Source organism: Iodidimonas sp. SYSU 1G8 (genome assembly GCF_039655775.1).
In the GTDB taxonomy this organism is placed as follows: domain Bacteria; phylum Pseudomonadota; class Alphaproteobacteria; order SMXS01; family SMXS01; genus RI-34.
The window spans coordinates 1,294,909-1,310,875 of the sequence record NZ_JBBYXJ010000001.1 but is presented as its reverse complement, the minus strand read 5'-3'; the positions used below and the strand labels follow the sequence as shown (position 1 = coordinate 1,310,875).

Annotated in this window: 14 protein-coding genes and 1 tRNA gene; 6 read left to right on the top strand and 9 right to left on the bottom strand. The window is 62.6% G+C overall.

Annotated features, from left to right (window positions below; translation table 11 throughout):
* Positions 1-44 precede the first annotated feature (44 nt).
* From WJU17_RS06335 to WJU17_RS06325, 3 genes are all read left to right on the top strand, one after another.
* A tRNA-Gln gene (locus tag WJU17_RS06335) sits at positions 45-119 on the top strand.
* A gap of 330 nt (positions 120-449) precedes the next feature.
* Positions 450-1,322 carry a class I SAM-dependent methyltransferase gene (locus WJU17_RS06330; RefSeq protein WP_346326489.1) on the top strand — a complete coding sequence of 291 codons (873 nt, stop codon included), beginning with the start codon at positions 450-452 and terminating at the stop codon, positions 1,320-1,322.
* Positions 1,280-3,865 carry an amino acid adenylation domain-containing protein gene (locus tag WJU17_RS06325; protein ID WP_346326488.1) on the top strand — a complete coding sequence of 862 codons (2,586 nt, stop codon included), beginning with the start codon at positions 1,280-1,282 and terminating at the stop codon, positions 3,863-3,865. Before WJU17_RS06330 ends, WJU17_RS06325 begins: the two co-directional genes overlap by 43 nt.
* Positions 3,866-3,876: 11 nt before the next feature.
* Here WJU17_RS06325 and WJU17_RS06320 read toward each other — a convergent pair whose 3' ends face one another.
* The 7 genes from WJU17_RS06320 to WJU17_RS06290 form a co-directional block, all read right to left on the bottom strand.
* Complete coding sequence (locus tag WJU17_RS06320) at positions 3,877-4,233, bottom strand: hypothetical protein (protein WP_346326487.1); 357 nt, start codon at positions 4,231-4,233, stop codon at positions 3,877-3,879.
* Between the two features lie 161 nt (positions 4,234-4,394).
* Positions 4,395-5,198 (bottom strand): ABC transporter permease subunit, encoded by an 804-nt coding sequence (locus WJU17_RS06315; RefSeq protein WP_346326486.1) that lies wholly within the window; start codon positions 5,196-5,198, stop codon positions 4,395-4,397.
* Entirely contained in the window at positions 5,195-6,133 is a 939-nt protein-coding gene (locus WJU17_RS06310; protein ID WP_346326485.1) for an ABC transporter permease subunit, read from the bottom strand. Before WJU17_RS06310 ends, WJU17_RS06315 begins: the two co-directional genes overlap by 4 nt.
* Entirely contained in the window at positions 6,130-7,272 is a 1,143-nt protein-coding gene (locus tag WJU17_RS06305) for an ABC transporter ATP-binding protein (protein WP_346326484.1), read from the bottom strand. Before WJU17_RS06305 ends, WJU17_RS06310 begins: the two co-directional genes overlap by 4 nt.
* A gap of 4 nt (positions 7,273-7,276) precedes the next feature.
* Entirely contained in the window at positions 7,277-8,374 is a 1,098-nt protein-coding gene (locus WJU17_RS06300; RefSeq protein WP_346326483.1) for a polyamine ABC transporter substrate-binding protein, read from the bottom strand.
* Positions 8,375-8,543: 169 nt separating this feature from the next.
* Positions 8,544-9,179, bottom strand: a complete 636-nt coding sequence (locus WJU17_RS06295; RefSeq protein WP_346326482.1) for a carbonic anhydrase — start codon at positions 9,177-9,179, stop codon at positions 8,544-8,546.
* Between the two features lie 8 nt (positions 9,180-9,187).
* Complete coding sequence (locus tag WJU17_RS06290) at positions 9,188-9,676, bottom strand: MaoC family dehydratase (protein WP_346326481.1); 489 nt, start codon at positions 9,674-9,676, stop codon at positions 9,188-9,190.
* An 82-nt stretch (positions 9,677-9,758) separates the two neighbouring features.
* Between WJU17_RS06290 and WJU17_RS06285 the strand changes: the two genes are divergently transcribed.
* Positions 9,759-11,366, top strand: coding sequence for a tetratricopeptide repeat protein (locus tag WJU17_RS06285; protein ID WP_346326480.1), 1,608 nt, complete (start codon positions 9,759-9,761; stop codon positions 11,364-11,366).
* Here WJU17_RS06285 and WJU17_RS06280 read toward each other — a convergent pair.
* Positions 11,337-11,921, bottom strand: coding sequence for a uracil-DNA glycosylase family protein (locus WJU17_RS06280; RefSeq protein ID WP_346326479.1), 585 nt, complete (start codon positions 11,919-11,921; stop codon positions 11,337-11,339). The two genes, WJU17_RS06285 and WJU17_RS06280, sit on opposite strands and share 30 nt — an antisense overlap.
* Positions 11,922-12,028: 107 nt before the next feature.
* Positions 12,029-13,582, bottom strand: coding sequence for a choice-of-anchor I family protein (locus WJU17_RS06275; protein ID WP_346326478.1), 1,554 nt, complete (start codon positions 13,580-13,582; stop codon positions 12,029-12,031).
* 247 nt (positions 13,583-13,829) lie between these two features.
* Between WJU17_RS06275 and WJU17_RS06270 the strand changes: the two genes are divergently transcribed.
* Entirely contained in the window at positions 13,830-15,485 is a 1,656-nt protein-coding gene (locus WJU17_RS06270; RefSeq protein ID WP_346326477.1) for a nitrite/sulfite reductase, read from the top strand.
* On the top strand, positions 15,472-15,957 hold the full coding sequence (locus tag WJU17_RS06265; protein WP_346326476.1) for a DUF934 domain-containing protein: 486 nt from the start codon (positions 15,472-15,474) through the stop codon (positions 15,955-15,957). Before WJU17_RS06270 ends, WJU17_RS06265 begins: the two co-directional genes overlap by 14 nt.
* Positions 15,958-15,967 lie beyond the last annotated feature (10 nt).

Sequence of the window (15,967 nt, the reverse complement as noted above, 5' to 3'; positions counted from 1 at the left end):
CCGTTGATCGCGCAATTCGATCCGACTATTGTGCGCCGCCTTGGTGGGGCGTCGCCAAGCGGTAAGGCAACGGATTTTGATTCCGTCATTCGCAGGTTCGATCCCTGCCGCCCCAGCCATCTGTCCCCTCCATCGCGGCAACAAGGTTTCCCGTCTAAGAGTCAGTTGGTAAGTGGTGGCCACACTGCTCATAGCCGCATAACTCCATGATAAAATAGCTATGTTAAAATCCGCGCGGCATGCCCAGTATGATGTCGAGGCTTGGGGCCCATAGCATTTGATCATCAGGCATCGCACTCGACAGCTGAAGCCATCCGACTGGTTTCAGAGCGGGTGCACAAAGGTCTGAGTTCATTAAGTGACGTCGATTTTCTGGCGGCCCCGTCGCTCAAACTGATCAGAATGCGTGCAATCGGTCGAGCCGATGCAGCGAGGGCGGAGTGGTGGTCATGTCGTTGTCCATGGGCGCTTCGGGTGTCAAACCCGCGCCAGTTCTTTCCTTGGGTTATGCCGAGCCTGCCAAGTATCTGTTGTCCTATGAACAGCGGAACAGCCGGGATCGTCAGCGCAGGCTTTCGGTGCAGCCGCCGCTTGACCTGTGGCGCGCTGAATTGGAAGCGGGCTGGCTTGCCCAGCAGCTTGGGCCGTCACCTCGGTGCCTCATCCAGGGCTGCGCCTCCACGAACAATGTGGATACCCTGATCCAGTTCCTGGCGGAACAGGGCATCCCCTCGCCAGAAATCCACGTCATCGATCTGATCGACTTGCGCGCGTTGGGACAGCACGACCCCAGAGCGCATTACCATCAGGCGGATGCCGCTGACCTGAACCCGATCTTTGCGGCGGGCACCATCGATTTTCTGCTGAATGACCATTTGATGAACTGCGCTCCGGTGACCCAGTACGCACCGATCATGGGCGAGATTACCCGCGTGCTGCGCGTCGGCGGATTGGCGATGGTGAACTATACCGACCCCAGCGAATTTCCGACGCCGAGTGGCGAGCCCCTGCGGCAATGGCTCGGTGCCGACCTTGCTTACTATCGGTTGGGAACGGCGGAGATTGTCCGTCAGGCGGCGCTCGAAAGCCTTTCTGACGCCGACCGCCTGATCCGTACGCCTGAGGGCTTCATCGCGGTCACATTGCCATTCGGCAATCTTGAGCATTTCATTCCTTTCCAGGACTTCGCCGCGCGTCTGCAAGCCGCGGGTCTTGAATTCCGTGACCTTCGCATCACCAGCGGCCTCGATCACAATGCGTCCGACGCCAACGGATTGGCATGTCGCCGCCACCACTGCATCCTGTCGCCATGTCCGAGGTAAGTCCGGATTCGTTCGTCGCGGACGGCGAGGCTTCAGGCCTGCCGTCCGCGCAGCGGCGGTTCCTGATCGACGCCTCGTTGGGGCCGCGGGTCGCCGGAGCCGAAAATCTGGTGCTGCATGCCCAGTTCGAGACCTGTGCTGCGCGATATCCCGACCGGCTGGCTGTTGATGCGGCCGATGGGCGCCTGACCTATCGGCAACTGGATCAGGCGGCCAATGCGCTGGCGCTGGCGCTGTGCGCGGAAGGGCTGGAGACCGAACAGCCGGTCGCGGTGCTTGCCGAACGCTCGGCTGTTCACCTTGTCGCTCTTCTGGCCATCCTGAAGGCAGGCGCGTGTTACCTGCCGCTTGATCCGTCACATCCAGACCCTCACCTGGCCCGTATCCTGTCCGTCTCCAAGGCGCGGCTTTGTCTGGCCGGCGCGCAGCTGGCCCGCCGCGCCGACCTGATTGCCCAGCGCGTTATCCCGCTGACCCGCGATATGCTGGAGGCGCACGCGCCTGCGCTATCCGCGACGGTCCGTCCGGATGGACTGGCCTATCTGATCGCCACATCGGGCACTACCGGCGAGCCGAAAATCGTCGAACTGGAACACCGTGCCGCGGCCAATACGGTTCGGCATTCGCATGACGCGGTCTATGGAGCGGACGACCTCGCCCTTGTGCCATGGATCGATTCTCCGGCGGCGGATGCTAGTATCCACCAGATTTTCGCGCCGCTCGGCGCCGGTGGGACCCTCGTCCCTATCGCGGGCCTCGATCAGCTCAAGACGTCGGTCCATTTCGATGCGTTCACCGCTTTTGGCGCGACGCCCTCCATGCTCGCTACCCTGCTGGCCGGCGGTGCGTTGCCGCCCAATCTTCGTGCGGTGATGTTCGGTGGCGAGGCCTGCCCCGCGGCGCTCGCCGGTCATCTCACGGCGACGACGGACATTCGCCGGGCGGTCAACGCCTATGGACCCACCGAGGCGGCGATTTACTGCACGGGCAACGACGTCATGGCGTGGGGCGGCGACCAGGATCAGGGCAGGATCATCGGCAAGCCCATCACCAACATGCGGGTCGAGTTGTTCGACGAGACACTGAAGCCCGTCCCTCCTGGAAGCATCGGCGAAATCTGCATTGCCGGAATTGGCCTGGCGCGGGGCTATCGGGGACGCCCGGATCTGACCGCCGCCGCCTTCATCGAGCTGACCGGCATCGACGGCCAAAGGCGGCGATACTACCGTTCCGGCGACCTGGGCGCCTTGCTCCCGGATGGCCGCTTCGAATTTCACGGCCGCCGCGACAGGCAGGCGAAGATCCGAGGCATGCGGGTGGAACTGGATGCGGTCGAGCGGATGATCGGCGCATTGCCGGGTATTGAGCGGGCTCTGGTTGACCTGCGGCCCGACGGACGAGGCGACAGCCGGTTGCTGGCTTGGGTCATTCCTGCCGGCGGCGTAGCCGCGGATGCGGTATCGATCCGTGAACTGGTGCGCCTGCGCCTGCCAGCCGCCATGGTGCCGCATTCCATCCACGTGCTGACGGAATTTCCGCTCACGGTAACCGGAAAGCCTGACCTTGCCGCATTGCCCGCGCCGGCACCGGCACCGGCACCGGCGGTGGGAAGTTCACCGGGATTCGATGCGCGCGAGGCGGTGATCGCGGGCGAATGGCGCGACGTGCTGGGCCATGACCGGTTCGGGCCGGGCGATGATTTCTTCGATGTGGGCGGCGATTCCCTGATGGGAATGGAGTTGCTGTTGCGTCTCGGAGACCTCCTGGGAACGCGGATATCGACGTCGGATCTCGAAACGGGCTGGAGCATCGCCGCCATCGCCGAAGCAAGCTATCGTGCGGCGCCCATGGAATCCTTCGAGGTGCTGGGCGGGGAGCGACAGGGCCGGCCCATTTTCTGGATCATGCCGAGTTTCCTCGATTTTCCCATGCTCGACGGGCTCGATATGCCTCAGCCAGTTTACCTGGCGACCACGGATCGCATGGAGAATACAAAGGAGACCTTCGCCGATCTGGCCGGTCACATGCTGGAGCGCATTCGCACGGTCCAGCCGCACGGTCCTTATCTCCTCGGTGGATTTTGCCTTGGCGCCTGCGCGGCCTATGAGATCGCGGTCGCGTTGGCTGCTTCGGGAGAACGGGTCGAGCGCCTCGCGCTGGTGGACAAAAGCGTTCCGGAGTTTCCCGACCATTCCTTTGCCGTCGCCGGCCGCCTGATGCGGTCCGTGCGCGCGTTGGCCTCCGGATCCAAAGCGCCCGGCAGCAGTATGGTCTCCCGGATTCTCCCACCGAGGCTCAAGAGTCCGGGCTGGGCCTGGCGTCAGGTCGCGGGGAGCCGGTTTACGCCGTCGGCTCGTCTCGACTCCTCCGCGACCATCCTGCTGACAAGACACACCGGCTGGCGCAGGGGCGCGTTCCGGCGGTCCTGCGGGTGGCGTGGATGGATACAGGGCGACTTGCGGGTCGAACGCCAGCGGCGGATCAGCGCCGAAGTGGGCGTGCGGCGGCTTCTACGGGAGATCGCCGACACGCCGGACGGTTGATGGAGCCCTCGTCAGACCTTGGCCTTCTTGGCGGCCAGTTTGTCTGCCTTCTCGATAGCCGCCGCATCAGCGGCTTCCTTGTCGGCCGCTTCCTTGGCCATGCGCAACGCGCGAAGTCGGGCGGTCTTGTCCATCAGTTCCTTCTGGGCTCGATCACGTTCCTTGATCGCGTCCTCATCCTGCTGCCGGATTTTCGCGAATTTTTCCTCGGCCTTTGAACGGATGGGGTTGGTCATATGGCTTGTCCTTGCATATCCAGAAGATGTGACTCGCCGCTGCGGTGGCGCGTCGGTGTCGGCGAGGAGGGAGGCGCGTTGCGTCACCGTCGGGAAACGCGTCGTCATCGCTGGGTCGAAAAGAAGCGCCATTCCCTACCTAGCGCGGAAGGCGGAAGCTCAGCCGCCTCTGCGGTCGCACGGCGCCGGGCTGTGCCCGATGCGCGGTTGACCGTGGTCGAAAACGACCATCGATTTCCTACATGTATACGAATCGGGTATTTATTCAAGCGCGGCGGGCTGGCGGCCGCCGCTCAACGCTGGCGGCGCCTGAACGCCAGATGGTTTCCGATCACCACCATGCTTGTCACCGCGACGATGAAAATGGTCGCCAAGGCGTTGATCTGCGGGCTGACGCCGAGCCGCACGCTGGAGAAAACCTCCATGGGCAGGGTCGTCGAGCCTGGTCCCGAGGTGAAGCTGGCGACCACCAAATCGTCGAAGGAGAGGGTGAACGCCAGCAGCCAGCCTGCCATCATGGCGGGCCAGATCAGCGGGAGAATGATAACGCTCACCACCTTGAACGGCCGGGCGCCCAGATCCATTGCGGCCTCTTCGAGGCTCATGTCGATCTGGCTCAGCCTCGACTGCACGACCACGGTCACATAAGCGGTCGCGAAGGTCGCATGGGCGATCACGATCGTGGTGACACCGCGACCGGCGGGCCAGCCGATCACGCCCTCCATGGCGACGAACAGCAGCAGCAGGGAGAGGCCGGTGATGACTTCCGGCATGACCAGCGGCGCCGTTATCATGCCTGTGAACAGCGTACGGCCCCTGAACCGCCCGAATCTGACCAGGGCGAACGACGCCATCGTGCCCAGCACGACGGCAATGCTGGCCGTCATGAATGCGATCCGCACGCTCAGCCACGCGGCACTGAGCAACTGCTCGTTGCTCATGAGCGCCGCGTACCACTTGGTCGAGAAACCGCCCCACACCGTGACCAGCCGGGACTCATTGAAGGAATAAACCATCAGCGCGACGATCGGACTGTAAAGGAACAGGTACCCCAGGATCAGGACGGTGATGGCGAACCAGGGTTTGCGGCCGGTCATGCGCGTCCCTTGAAATAGCCGCTGGCGAACCGGTCGAACAGCATCACCGGCACCACCAGCAGAGACAGCATGGCGATGGCGACCGCCGCCGCGACCGGCCAGTCACGATTGTTGAAGAAGTCGCTCCACAGAACCTTGCCGATCATGGGAGAACCCAGGCCGCCGAGCAGCTCGGGAATGACGAACTCGCCCACGGCGGGGATGAACACCAGCAGCGCGCCGGCGACGACGCCGGGCATGGACAGGGGCAGCGTGACCTTCAGAAATGCTTTCCAGGGACGGGCACCCAGATCGCTTGCCGCTTCGAGCAGGCTCGGGTCCATGCGGTCCAGGGCGGCGTAGATCGGCAGCACCATGAAGGGCAGGTACGAATAGACGATGCCGATATAGACCGCCATCGGCGTGTACATGATCTCCAGCGGCTGATCGATCACGCCGATGGCCAGCAGCAGATTGTTCAGCAGGCCATTGTCCTTGAGGAAGCCAATCATGGCGTAGACCCGGATCAGGAACGAGGTCCAGAAAGGGATGATGATCAGCATCAACAGCAGATAGCGCCAGCGCTCGGGACTGCGGGCAATGCCATAGGCCATGCCATAGCCGATGAAGACCGAGATGAACGTCGCCACCGCGGCGATCTTCACCGAGTTGAGATAGGCGATGGCGTAAAGATCATCGTCCAGCAGCAGCGCGAAATTGGCGAAGCTGAGGCGCAGCTGCAGGGTGGTTTCGTCCACCCAGTCGAGCAGCGGCATGTAGGGCGGAATGGCGATGTCGCTTTCCGACAGGCTGATCTTGGCGACGATCAGCAGCGGCAGCGCGAAGAACAGCGCCATCCAGCCATAGGGAATGGCCAGTGTGACGCCGCGGCCGATCATGGCGGGGCGCTGCAGCCAGCGCGCGGACCGAACGAACCAGGCGCGCAGCGTGTTCATAGCAGCAGAAGCACCCCATTGGCGGGATGCCACTGAAAGCTGACAGGATCATCCCAGGAAAGGGGCGCATCGGCGGTGTGCAGCATGTTGGGCCGCGAGAACTGGATGCGTTTCCCCGACGGCAGCTCCACGTGATAGATGGAGATGTCCCCCAGATAGCCGATCTCCTTCACGATGCCCGATGCTTCGTTGTGGCCGTCGGCCACTCCTTCCGGGCCGACCACCTGGATCTTCTCCGGGCGCACCATGACGCTTACCTTCGCACCGACGGGCGCGGCGCTGCCGCCGGCGACCCGGATGGCGCCGTCGAGATCGGGCGACGTCACGCGCACCTCGCCCGCGGACGAGGCGCTCACGATGCCGTCGAAAATATTCGCCGTGCCGATGAAGTCGGCGACGAATCGGGAGTTGGGGTATTCGTAGACTTCCGAAGGCGTGCCTACCTGCTCGACCATGCCGGCGTTCATCACGCAGACGCGGCTCGCCATGGTCATGGCTTCCTCCTGGTCATGGGTGACGATGACGAAGGTCATGCCCAGTTCTTCCTGGATGTTCACCAGTTCGAACTGGGTCTGTTCGCGCAGCTTCCGGTCGAGCGCGCCCAGCGGTTCGTCCAGCAACAGGAGTTTGGGGCGTTTCACCAATGCCCTGGCGAGCGCCACGCGCTGGCGCTGGCCGCCCGAGAGCTGGTCGGGCTTGCGCTTGGCCAGCGGGCCGATCTGAACCAGGTCCAGCATTTCGTCCACACGCTCGGCGATCTGCTTGCGCGGCAGCCGCTCCTGATGCAAGCCGAACGCGACGTTCTGCCCCACGGTCATGTGCGGAAACAGCGCGTAGGACTGGAACATCATGTTCACCGGCCGCCGATAGGGCGGAATACTGGCCATGTCGACGCCGTCGATGAAGATGCGGCCGGCATTGGGCGTTTCGAAACCCGCCAGCATCCGGAGCAGCGTCGTCTTGCCGCAGCCGGAGGCCCCCAGCAGGGCGAAGAACTCGCCGCGGTAGATGTTCAGGTCGACCCCGTTGACGGCCGTCACGTCACCATAAAGCTTCGAGACGTTTTCGATCTGGACGAAGGGCCGAGCCGAGGGATCGGTCCAGGGTTTATCCTGAAGCCCCGGCGCGCCATTGGCCATGGGGTTATTTCACCCCGGTCTTGAACGAGTTCCAGGCGCGCGTGCGCAGGCGCTCGTAGCCTTTCGGCGCCGGCGGGATCGAATATCCTTTCTCCCGCTCCGCGTCGCTCGGATAGATGAACTTGTCGTTCTTGATGGCGTCGTCGACCTTGCTCATCGACGCGGGGACCGCGTTTGCGTATCCGGTTTCATTGGTGATCGCCGCGACCACGTCCGGGCGCATCATGTAATTGATGAAAGCATGCGCGTTGTTCGGGTGCGGGGCATCCGCCGGAATCGCCATGGTGTCGATCACGAAGGCCGTTCCCTCCTTGGGCAGCAGCACCAGGATATTCACGCCGTTCTTCGCGTCGCGCGCCCGGTCACGCGCCTGGATGAGATCGCCGCCATAACCCTGCGCCACGCACAGGTCGCCATTGGCGAGGTCGTTGATGTAGGACGAGGAGTGGATGTACTTCAGATTGCCGCGGATTTTCTGCAACGCGGCCATCGCGGCGTCCAGATCGGCCTTCTCCTGGCTGATCGGATTCCGGCCCATCCAGGCGAGAACGGCGGGAATCACGTCGACCGGATCATCGAGAAGGCTGATCCCGCACGACTTCAGCTTGGCGGTTACCGCGGGGCTGAACAGCAGGTCGCCGCTGCCTTCGGGGACCGAGCCCAGGATTTTCTTCACCTTGTCCACATTGATGCCGATACCCGACGGCGAGACCATGTAGGGCACGCTGTAGGTATTCTGGGGATCGTTATGCGACATGGTCTTGAGGATCGTCTTCGACAGGCCCGAGTAGTTGGGCAGCTTGGATTTGTCGAGCGGCTGATAGATCTTCGCCTTTATCTGCTGGGCGAGGAATGGCGTCAGGGTCGGGAACACCACATCATAGCCCGAGCGGCCGGCGAGCAACTTGGCCTCGAGCATGGCCATTGAGTCATAGACGTCGTAGTTGACCTTGATCCCGGTTTCCTTCTGGAACGCGGCAAGCGTGTCGGCGGCGATGTAGTCCGACCAGTTGTATACGTTCAGGACCTTGTCCTCGGCGGCCTTGGCGGAGCCGGAGACACCGGCCAGAAGCATCAGCGACAGAGCGAGCCATGAACGCATTAAAGTCCTCCATGCATGTATAAAGGCCGACCGGACCTGGGATTGATCTCGGGCGATTAGCACGAGTCGGCTAAACAATGCCGAGCGAGGGAAACTCTGGGGATATCGGCGGCCTCAGTCAAACGGATGTGACATCACCGGCGGCGTTTTCTCCACACGGCCGCATGGCTCAGAACGGCAAAGGACCGAATGCGTCCTTCTCCGCATCGTAGGCGAGCAGATCGCCCGTGTGGATATCGAAATACCAGCCGTGAACGAACAACGTGCCAGCCTTCACGCCCTCCGCGACGAATGGAAAACTGTCCAGATTGCGAAGCGAGGAGACAATCGAACGCTGTTCCAGCATCCGCTGTTGTTCCGCTTCCGGACGACCGCCGCAGGCCTGGACCACCTCGTCCCGGACCGGACCGATCATCGAAACCCACGGACCGATGAACTCGGTCTCGCCGCCGATGCCGGTCAGGGCCGCACGGATCCCGCCACACCCGGCGTGCCCCATCACGACGATGTGGCTCACGCCCAGACTGTTCACGGCGAACTCCAGTGCCGCGCTGGTGCCGTGATGGAATGTGTCGGGTTGATAAGGCGGGATCAGGTTGGCGATGTTCCGGACGATGAACAGATCCCCAGGACCCGAGTCCAGGATAATGGCCGGTTCAACCCGCGAGTCGCAACAGGCGACGAGCATGACTTTCGGGGCCTGCCCGTCGCTCAGTTCCTTGAACAGCGCGCGGTTGGTCTCGAAATAGTTCTGTCGAAACGACCGGTATCCTTGGGCAAAGCGTCGGATCCATTGGCTCGGCATGCGTGTGGTCAGTCCTTCGAGAGAGAGTAGCCTTCGCCGGGATAGATGAGCCCGAGCGTCTCGGCGATCAGCGCCGGACGTTCCTGTCCTTCGATCTCGACCGTGATTTCATAGGTCGCCTGCTTGCCGCCGTCCGGACGCTTGTCCACCTTCTTCAGCGTCTGGTGAGCGCGCACGCGCGATCCGACCTTCACCATGTTGGTGAAACGTACCTTGTTGCTACCATAGTTGATGCCATGGCCGACGCCCTCGACCTTGAGGATGTCCTGCATCAGGCAGGGCAGCAGCGACAAGGTCAGATAGCCATGGGCGATGGTGCCGCCGGCCATGAATTCCTTGGCGGCGCGTTCCGGATTGACGTGAATCCACTGAAAGTCGCCGGTCGCTTCGGCGAATTTGTTGACGCGTTCCTGATCCACGGTCAGCCAATCGGACGTACCAATCTTCTGACCGACTAGGGTATCGATAGTGTCGAAGTGCGTTGTCACTTGTGCCACGAGTAAGACCTTTCCCCATTTTGTCTCTTGTGGCGCAGACCCTATCCCCACATCTCTAGCCTGGTAAAGGGGCTTGGACTGCATGGCGGACAGCACGTTCAGTATGGTGAAGGCAGCATGTGCCCTTTTTGTCGTGGTTATGCTCGGCGGCTGCGGATCAACGCCGACCTTGCGGCAGGTCGCCGAGGACACATGGATCGAAGCGCGCACGGAAAATTTCGTGGTGCTGACCAATGCCGGCGAGGACCGGGCGCGATACCTGGTGCAGAATCTTGAGGATTTCAGGCGGCTGGTCATCAAGGCGACCAATCTCGATATCGAATCGAACCCTTTGCCGTTTCACGTCGTGGCGCTGTCGACGACCGGACAGTTCCGCGCGTTGATCGACGACGATCAGGTGTTCGGGGCGTTCCAGCATAGCCATCGCGGCGGACTCGCCGTGGTCAACCTGACCGCGCGGGCACCCGACGGCACCGACAGTCTCGAGGTCACGCAAACCGCCTATGGCCCGCTCTACCGAGCCAAGCAGAACATGCGCGGCGTCGGCATGGATGGCGTCTTCCACGAATATGTCCACTACCTGCTCGAAGTGGATGCCAAGCGCCGGTATCCGCTGTGGTTTCACGAGGGCTATGCCGAGTACCTGTCCACTTACGACATCTCCAATGATGGTCGCTACCGATTGGGCGACCCACCCATGCACCGGGTGCTGGCGCTTGAGAAAGCACGTTGGATTCCGCTCGGGGCGCTGTTCAACGCCAAGGGCTATGAGACAGGTCACGAGAATGGCGACTTCAACGCCGAATCATGGCTGGTCGTGCACTACCTGATGTCCGACCCGGACCGGCGCGAGAAGCTCTATGCGTTTCTCGATCGTCTGGACCAGCCGACGGTCGATACGGTCCCGGTCTTCGAGAACATCTTCGGCCAGTCCATCGAAGAGGCGACGCGGTCGATGCGGCAGTATCGCCGCATAGGCCGTTTTAACGCCGATAAGTTCGACCGCCCGGCGGATCCGCTGCCGGTGCCTTCGGTGCGGGTTCTGCCGCTCGATGAGGCCAAGGAAGAGGTGGCGTTCACGCTCATGCATTTCTCGCCCGCCCGTGAACAGGGCATTGCTCTCCTGAACGAGGCGCTGGCCCTGAACCCGGACAATACGCGGGCGATGGCACTGCTCGCATGGGTCGCCCTGGTGGATCAGGACATTCCGCGCGCCGAATCCATCATCGAGCGCGCGCGGGGGCGCAGTTCCGAATTGCTGGCGATGCAGGGCAATCTGATGGTTCAGCGCGCCGCGCAGCAGTTCACCTCGAACGATGCGTCCTGGACCGGCACCCTGGAGGAGGCGGAGAAAGTCTATCGTCAGGCGCTCGCGATGAATCCTGACGAGCCGGATGCCCTCATCGGGCTGGCGCGGACCTGGCTTATCCGGCCGGGCAAACCTTCGGATGAAGCGATGGCGCTGATCGCCCGGGCGCGGCTGTTGCTGCCCATGAATCACGAGATCAGGCTGGTCGAGGCCAACCTGCGCCTCAAGCGCGGTGAGGTGGTGGCCGCGGTGAATGGCTACGAACACGTCGTCGCCTGGGCCCGTGAACCCTCCATTGTTCGCCGTGCGCGCGAGCGGCTCGACGAGATTTACGCGCTTGCCCGGGAAAATCTAAATCAGCCGGCGAACGCGCTCCCGTAGAACCGGCAACGCCTCTGCCTCGAACCACGGGTTGCGCCTGAGCCAGGCCGTGTTCCGCCAGCTGGGATGGGGCGTCGGGAAGAAATCCGGCAGATAGTCCCTCCAGTGTGCGACGGTTTCCGTCATGGTCGCCTTGCGCCGCGCACCCAGATACCAAGCCTGCGCGTAGCTGCCGACGAGCAGAGTCAGGTCCGCCTGGGGCAGGAGCGCGCGAAGGCGCGCGTGCCAAAGCGGTGCGCATTCGGGACGGGGCGGCGAGTCTCCACCATTACGGTCGCGTCCGGGGTAGCAGAATCCCATGGGTACGATCGCGATGCGGCTTTCGTCATAGAACCGTTCCCGGTCGAGGGCGAGCCAGTCGCGCAGGCGATCGCCGCTCCGGTCGTTCCAGGGAATGCCGGTTTCGTGCACTTTCGTACCGGGAGCCTGACCGACGATGACGACCCGCGCGGTCTCTTGCGCCCTCAGCGTGGGACGCGGGCCCAGCGGCAGAACCGCCTCGCACACCCGGCAGGCGCGGATCTCGCCCAACAGCTTTTCCAGTTCCCCGCTCATGCGCTCCCTTCTTCCATGACCGCAGCGAGAACGCAAAAAAATCCCCGGCCGTTCCAGCCGGGGATCAGTGACCTACGGAGAGTAGGGGAGGAACCTCGCGAAAATCCTCAGGGAGTGATGGTGTAGACGGTGACGGTACCGCTGACCTCCGACGCCACGGCCAGCAGCGGCACGCCATACGGATTGTTGTCGGCGGAAATGAACTTGACGCTTTCCGGGCCGAGATCGCCGGCGACCTTCAGGTCACTGGGCAGCGAGAAGTCGAGCGAGCCGGCGAAGTCGCGGTTGTTCTCGTAGCCGACGAAGACGGGCTTCTCCGGGTTGGTAATGTTGAACATCATCACGCCGCCAACCCGCTCCAGACCCACGAAGGCATAGGTCTTGCCATCGATGACGCCGACGTCGATGGCCTCCGGCTCGGGACCCTTGTCGTCGCTGCGGCCTTCGTATTTGTTGTCGTCGTTGCTGGTGTTGAACTTCTGGCCTAGGCGGTCGGCGGTGATGGTTTCGATCTGGTCGCCGCTGTCCCATAACAGCGATCCATCGGCATTCCAGATCGAGAACGAGCGGGCGCCGTAGGAATGCAGAACGTCGATGTCGCCGTCCCCATCGGTATCGCCATCGATGGTCGAGATCTTGAGGCGGGCGAGGTGCTTCTTCTCGTCGGCGCTCAGTGCCTTGTCATCGATATTGGCCTTCTCGACCCGTTCGTCTTCCTTGCGTGCGTCGCCTTCATTGGCCGACACGACATAGGTCTTGCCGCCGATTTCGACCGCCGCGATCGAATCGGGCATGTAGAGGCCGCGCACCGGGACCGGCGCGATGTTCACGGCGCTATCCTTGTCGTTGGGGTCCATGCCGTTGCCCGGCTGGCTGTGATCCTTGGTCCCCAGGGCGACCACGTCGATCAGCGCGCCGCCGGGAATGTCGATTCGGGCGAACGCGTTGGCTTCCTGGAGAGCGACCCACGCCATCTGGCTGTCGGGCGAGACGGCGATATATTCGGGTTCGAAATCTTCCTTGGGCGCCTTGCCGGGGAATACGCGAACACCGGCCTTGCGCATGGTCTCGGCATCGAGGCTCTCGAAACCGACCGTGACGGCCTTGGCATCCTTCACGCCGCCGGAGATATCAATGATGCTGACCGATCCGTCCGGGTCCGCGGCGTCGGTCGGCTCGCCTTCATTGGCGGTCAGGACGTATTTGCCGTCTGGCGTGAAGGTGACCATGTCGGGCAGGGATCCGACCGCCACTTCGGCCAGTCGCGCGCCCGCGCCGTCGAAGAAGATGACCTTGCCGGGGCGGCCCTGGTCCTTCGAACCATGTACGGCCGCGGCGATCACGCCGTTATGGACCGCGACGCTGGTGGGCGACTCGTCGGCGGTCAGCGCCAGCGTTCCGGCCTCGCTCCACGTTGCGTCCGCCGCGCTCGTGCCGTCGCCCAGTTGGAGGACCTCGATGGACGGCGCGGCGCCATCGACGACGTAGAAGCGTTTGCTGCCGGCGTCGAACGCGACGATTTCCGCGGCCGACTTGTCGAAGATGCCGCTTTCATGGCGCAGAACCTGGGTCAATGTCAGCGCGTGCGCGCTGCCGGTCTGGGCCGCGAACAGGGCGGTGATCGCCGTCGTCGTCAGGGCAAGGGTACGCATGGCCTTCATCTCAACCTCCCGAATTATCGTTACGAACTCTCTATTCCCGGGAGACGACGGTCCGGTTACGAATTTGTTTCCGTTTCGTGACCATCACGACACTGCGCACCGGCATTGATCCGCAATTAACCATCATCTATATTGTGAAATAGAGTGAACAACACTTGTTTCACGTACAATAGGGGTTGCTATCGGCCGGCTTGGCGTTTAAACAGGCGCCGTTGACGTTGGCCGAAGAGCGCTCAGGAGCGGCGACATGTATCAGTATGACAAGTTCGACCACCAGTTGCTGGCCGAACGAAACGTCCAGTTCCGCGACCAGGTCGCGCGGCGTCTCAGCGGCGAGCTGAGCGAGGAAGAGTTCCGGCCGCTGCGGCTGATGAACGGGCTGTACCTGCAGCTTCACGCCTACATGCTCCGCGTCGCGGTGCCGTATGGCCTGCTGTCCTCGGCGCAGTTGCGTCAGCTCGCCTATATCGCCCGGCGCTATGACCGGGATTACGGTCATTTCACCACCCGGCAGAACATCCAGTACAACTGGATCAAGCTGGAAGAGATGCCCGACCTGCTGGACGATCTGGCCAAGGTCGAGATGCACGCCATCCAGACCTCGGGCAATTGCATCCGCAATATTTCCACCGATCAGTTCGCGGGTGTCGCCCAGGACGAGATAGAGGATCCGCGTCCCTATGCGGAGATCCTGCGCCAGTGGTCGACGTTCCACCCGGAATTCTCGTACCTGCCGCGCAAGTTCAAGATCGCGCTGACCGGAGCGACTCGTGATCGCGCCGCCGTGGCGTTCCACGACATGGCCTTCCGCTGTGTCAGGAACGAGGCAGGCGACGTCGGCTTTCAGGTGCTGGTGGGCGGCGGCATGGGCCGTACGCCGATCGTCGCCAAGGTGATCCGCGAATTCATTCCGAAGCGCTATCTCCTGGCCTATGCCGAAGCGATCATGCGCGTCTACAACAGCTATGGCCGCCGGGACAACATCTACAAGGCGCGTATCAAGATCCTGGTGCAGGAGCTGGGCATCGAGAAATTCCGCCAGGAAGTGGACGAGGATTTCGAAAAGAACGTCAACCGCGCGCTGGAGCTGGAAGACAGCGAGCTCGAGCGCATGCAGGCATTCTTCAAGCCGCCGGCCTATCGGTCACTGCCCGCGACCGACGCGGCGGTGGACGAGTTGCTCGCCACCGACAAACGCTTCAAGATGTGGTACGATCGTAACGTCGACGCGCACAAGGTGCCGGGTTATGCGATTGTCACATTCTCGCTGAAGGTGCCGGGCGTGGCGCCGGGCGACGCGACCACCGATCAGATGTACGCGATCGCCGATCTGGCGGACGAGTTCAGCTTCGGCGAGCTGCGCACCACCTTCAAGCAGAACCTCGTGCTGGCGGATGTGGAACGTTCCCGCCTTCCCGAGCTGTGGGAAAAGGCCAAGGCTCTGTCCATCGCGTCACCGACGATCGAGACCCTGACCGACATTATCGCGTGCCCGGGTCTGGATTACTGCAGCCTCGCGAACGCGCGGTCGATCCCGATCGCGCAGAAGCTGATCGACCGGTTCGACGATATCGATTTCGTGCATGATCTGGGTGATCTGCGGCTGAACATCTCCGGCTGCATCAACGCCTGTGGTCATCATCACGCCGGCAATATCGGCATTCTGGGCGTCGACAAGAAGGGCGAGGAGTTCTATCAGGTCACGCTTGGCGGCTCGCCGGAGGATGATGCCTCGGTTGGCAAGATCATGGGGCCGGCGTTCTCCGAGCACGACATCGTGCCGGCGGTCGAAAAGGTCATCGAAGTATTTCTGGCCCACCGGGAGCCGGATGAGCGGTTTCTGGACTGCTACCGGCGTATCGGCATGGAGCCCTTCAAGGAACGTGTCTATGCGGATCATTAAGCAGCGGCAGATCGTCGAAGATGATTGGCAGCACGTCGAGGACGGCGCCGATCTTCCCGAGGGCAAGATCATCGTCTCGCTGGAGCGCTGGAAGGCCGAGCGCGATTCGTTGATCGGCCGCCGCAACAGCGGGCTCGGAATCAGGCTGGCCTCGAACCAGCATGCGGAAGAGATCGCCGATGATCTCGAGTATTTCGAGACGGTCGCGCTCAACTTCCCGATCTTTCGCGATGGCCGGGCCTACACCACGGCCCGTCTGCTGCGCGAGCAGTATGGCTACAAGGGCGAGTTGCGGGCGACGGGCGACGTACTGCGCGACCAGATCTTCTACATGCACCGGTGTGGCTTCGATGCGTTCGAGGTGAGGGCGGACCGCAGCGTCGATGACGCGATCAAGGCCTTCGACGATTTCTCGGTTCTCTATCAGCCGGCGGCCGACGAGCATCAGCCGCTCTGGCGCCGCCGCGGCTAGGAGCGACCGC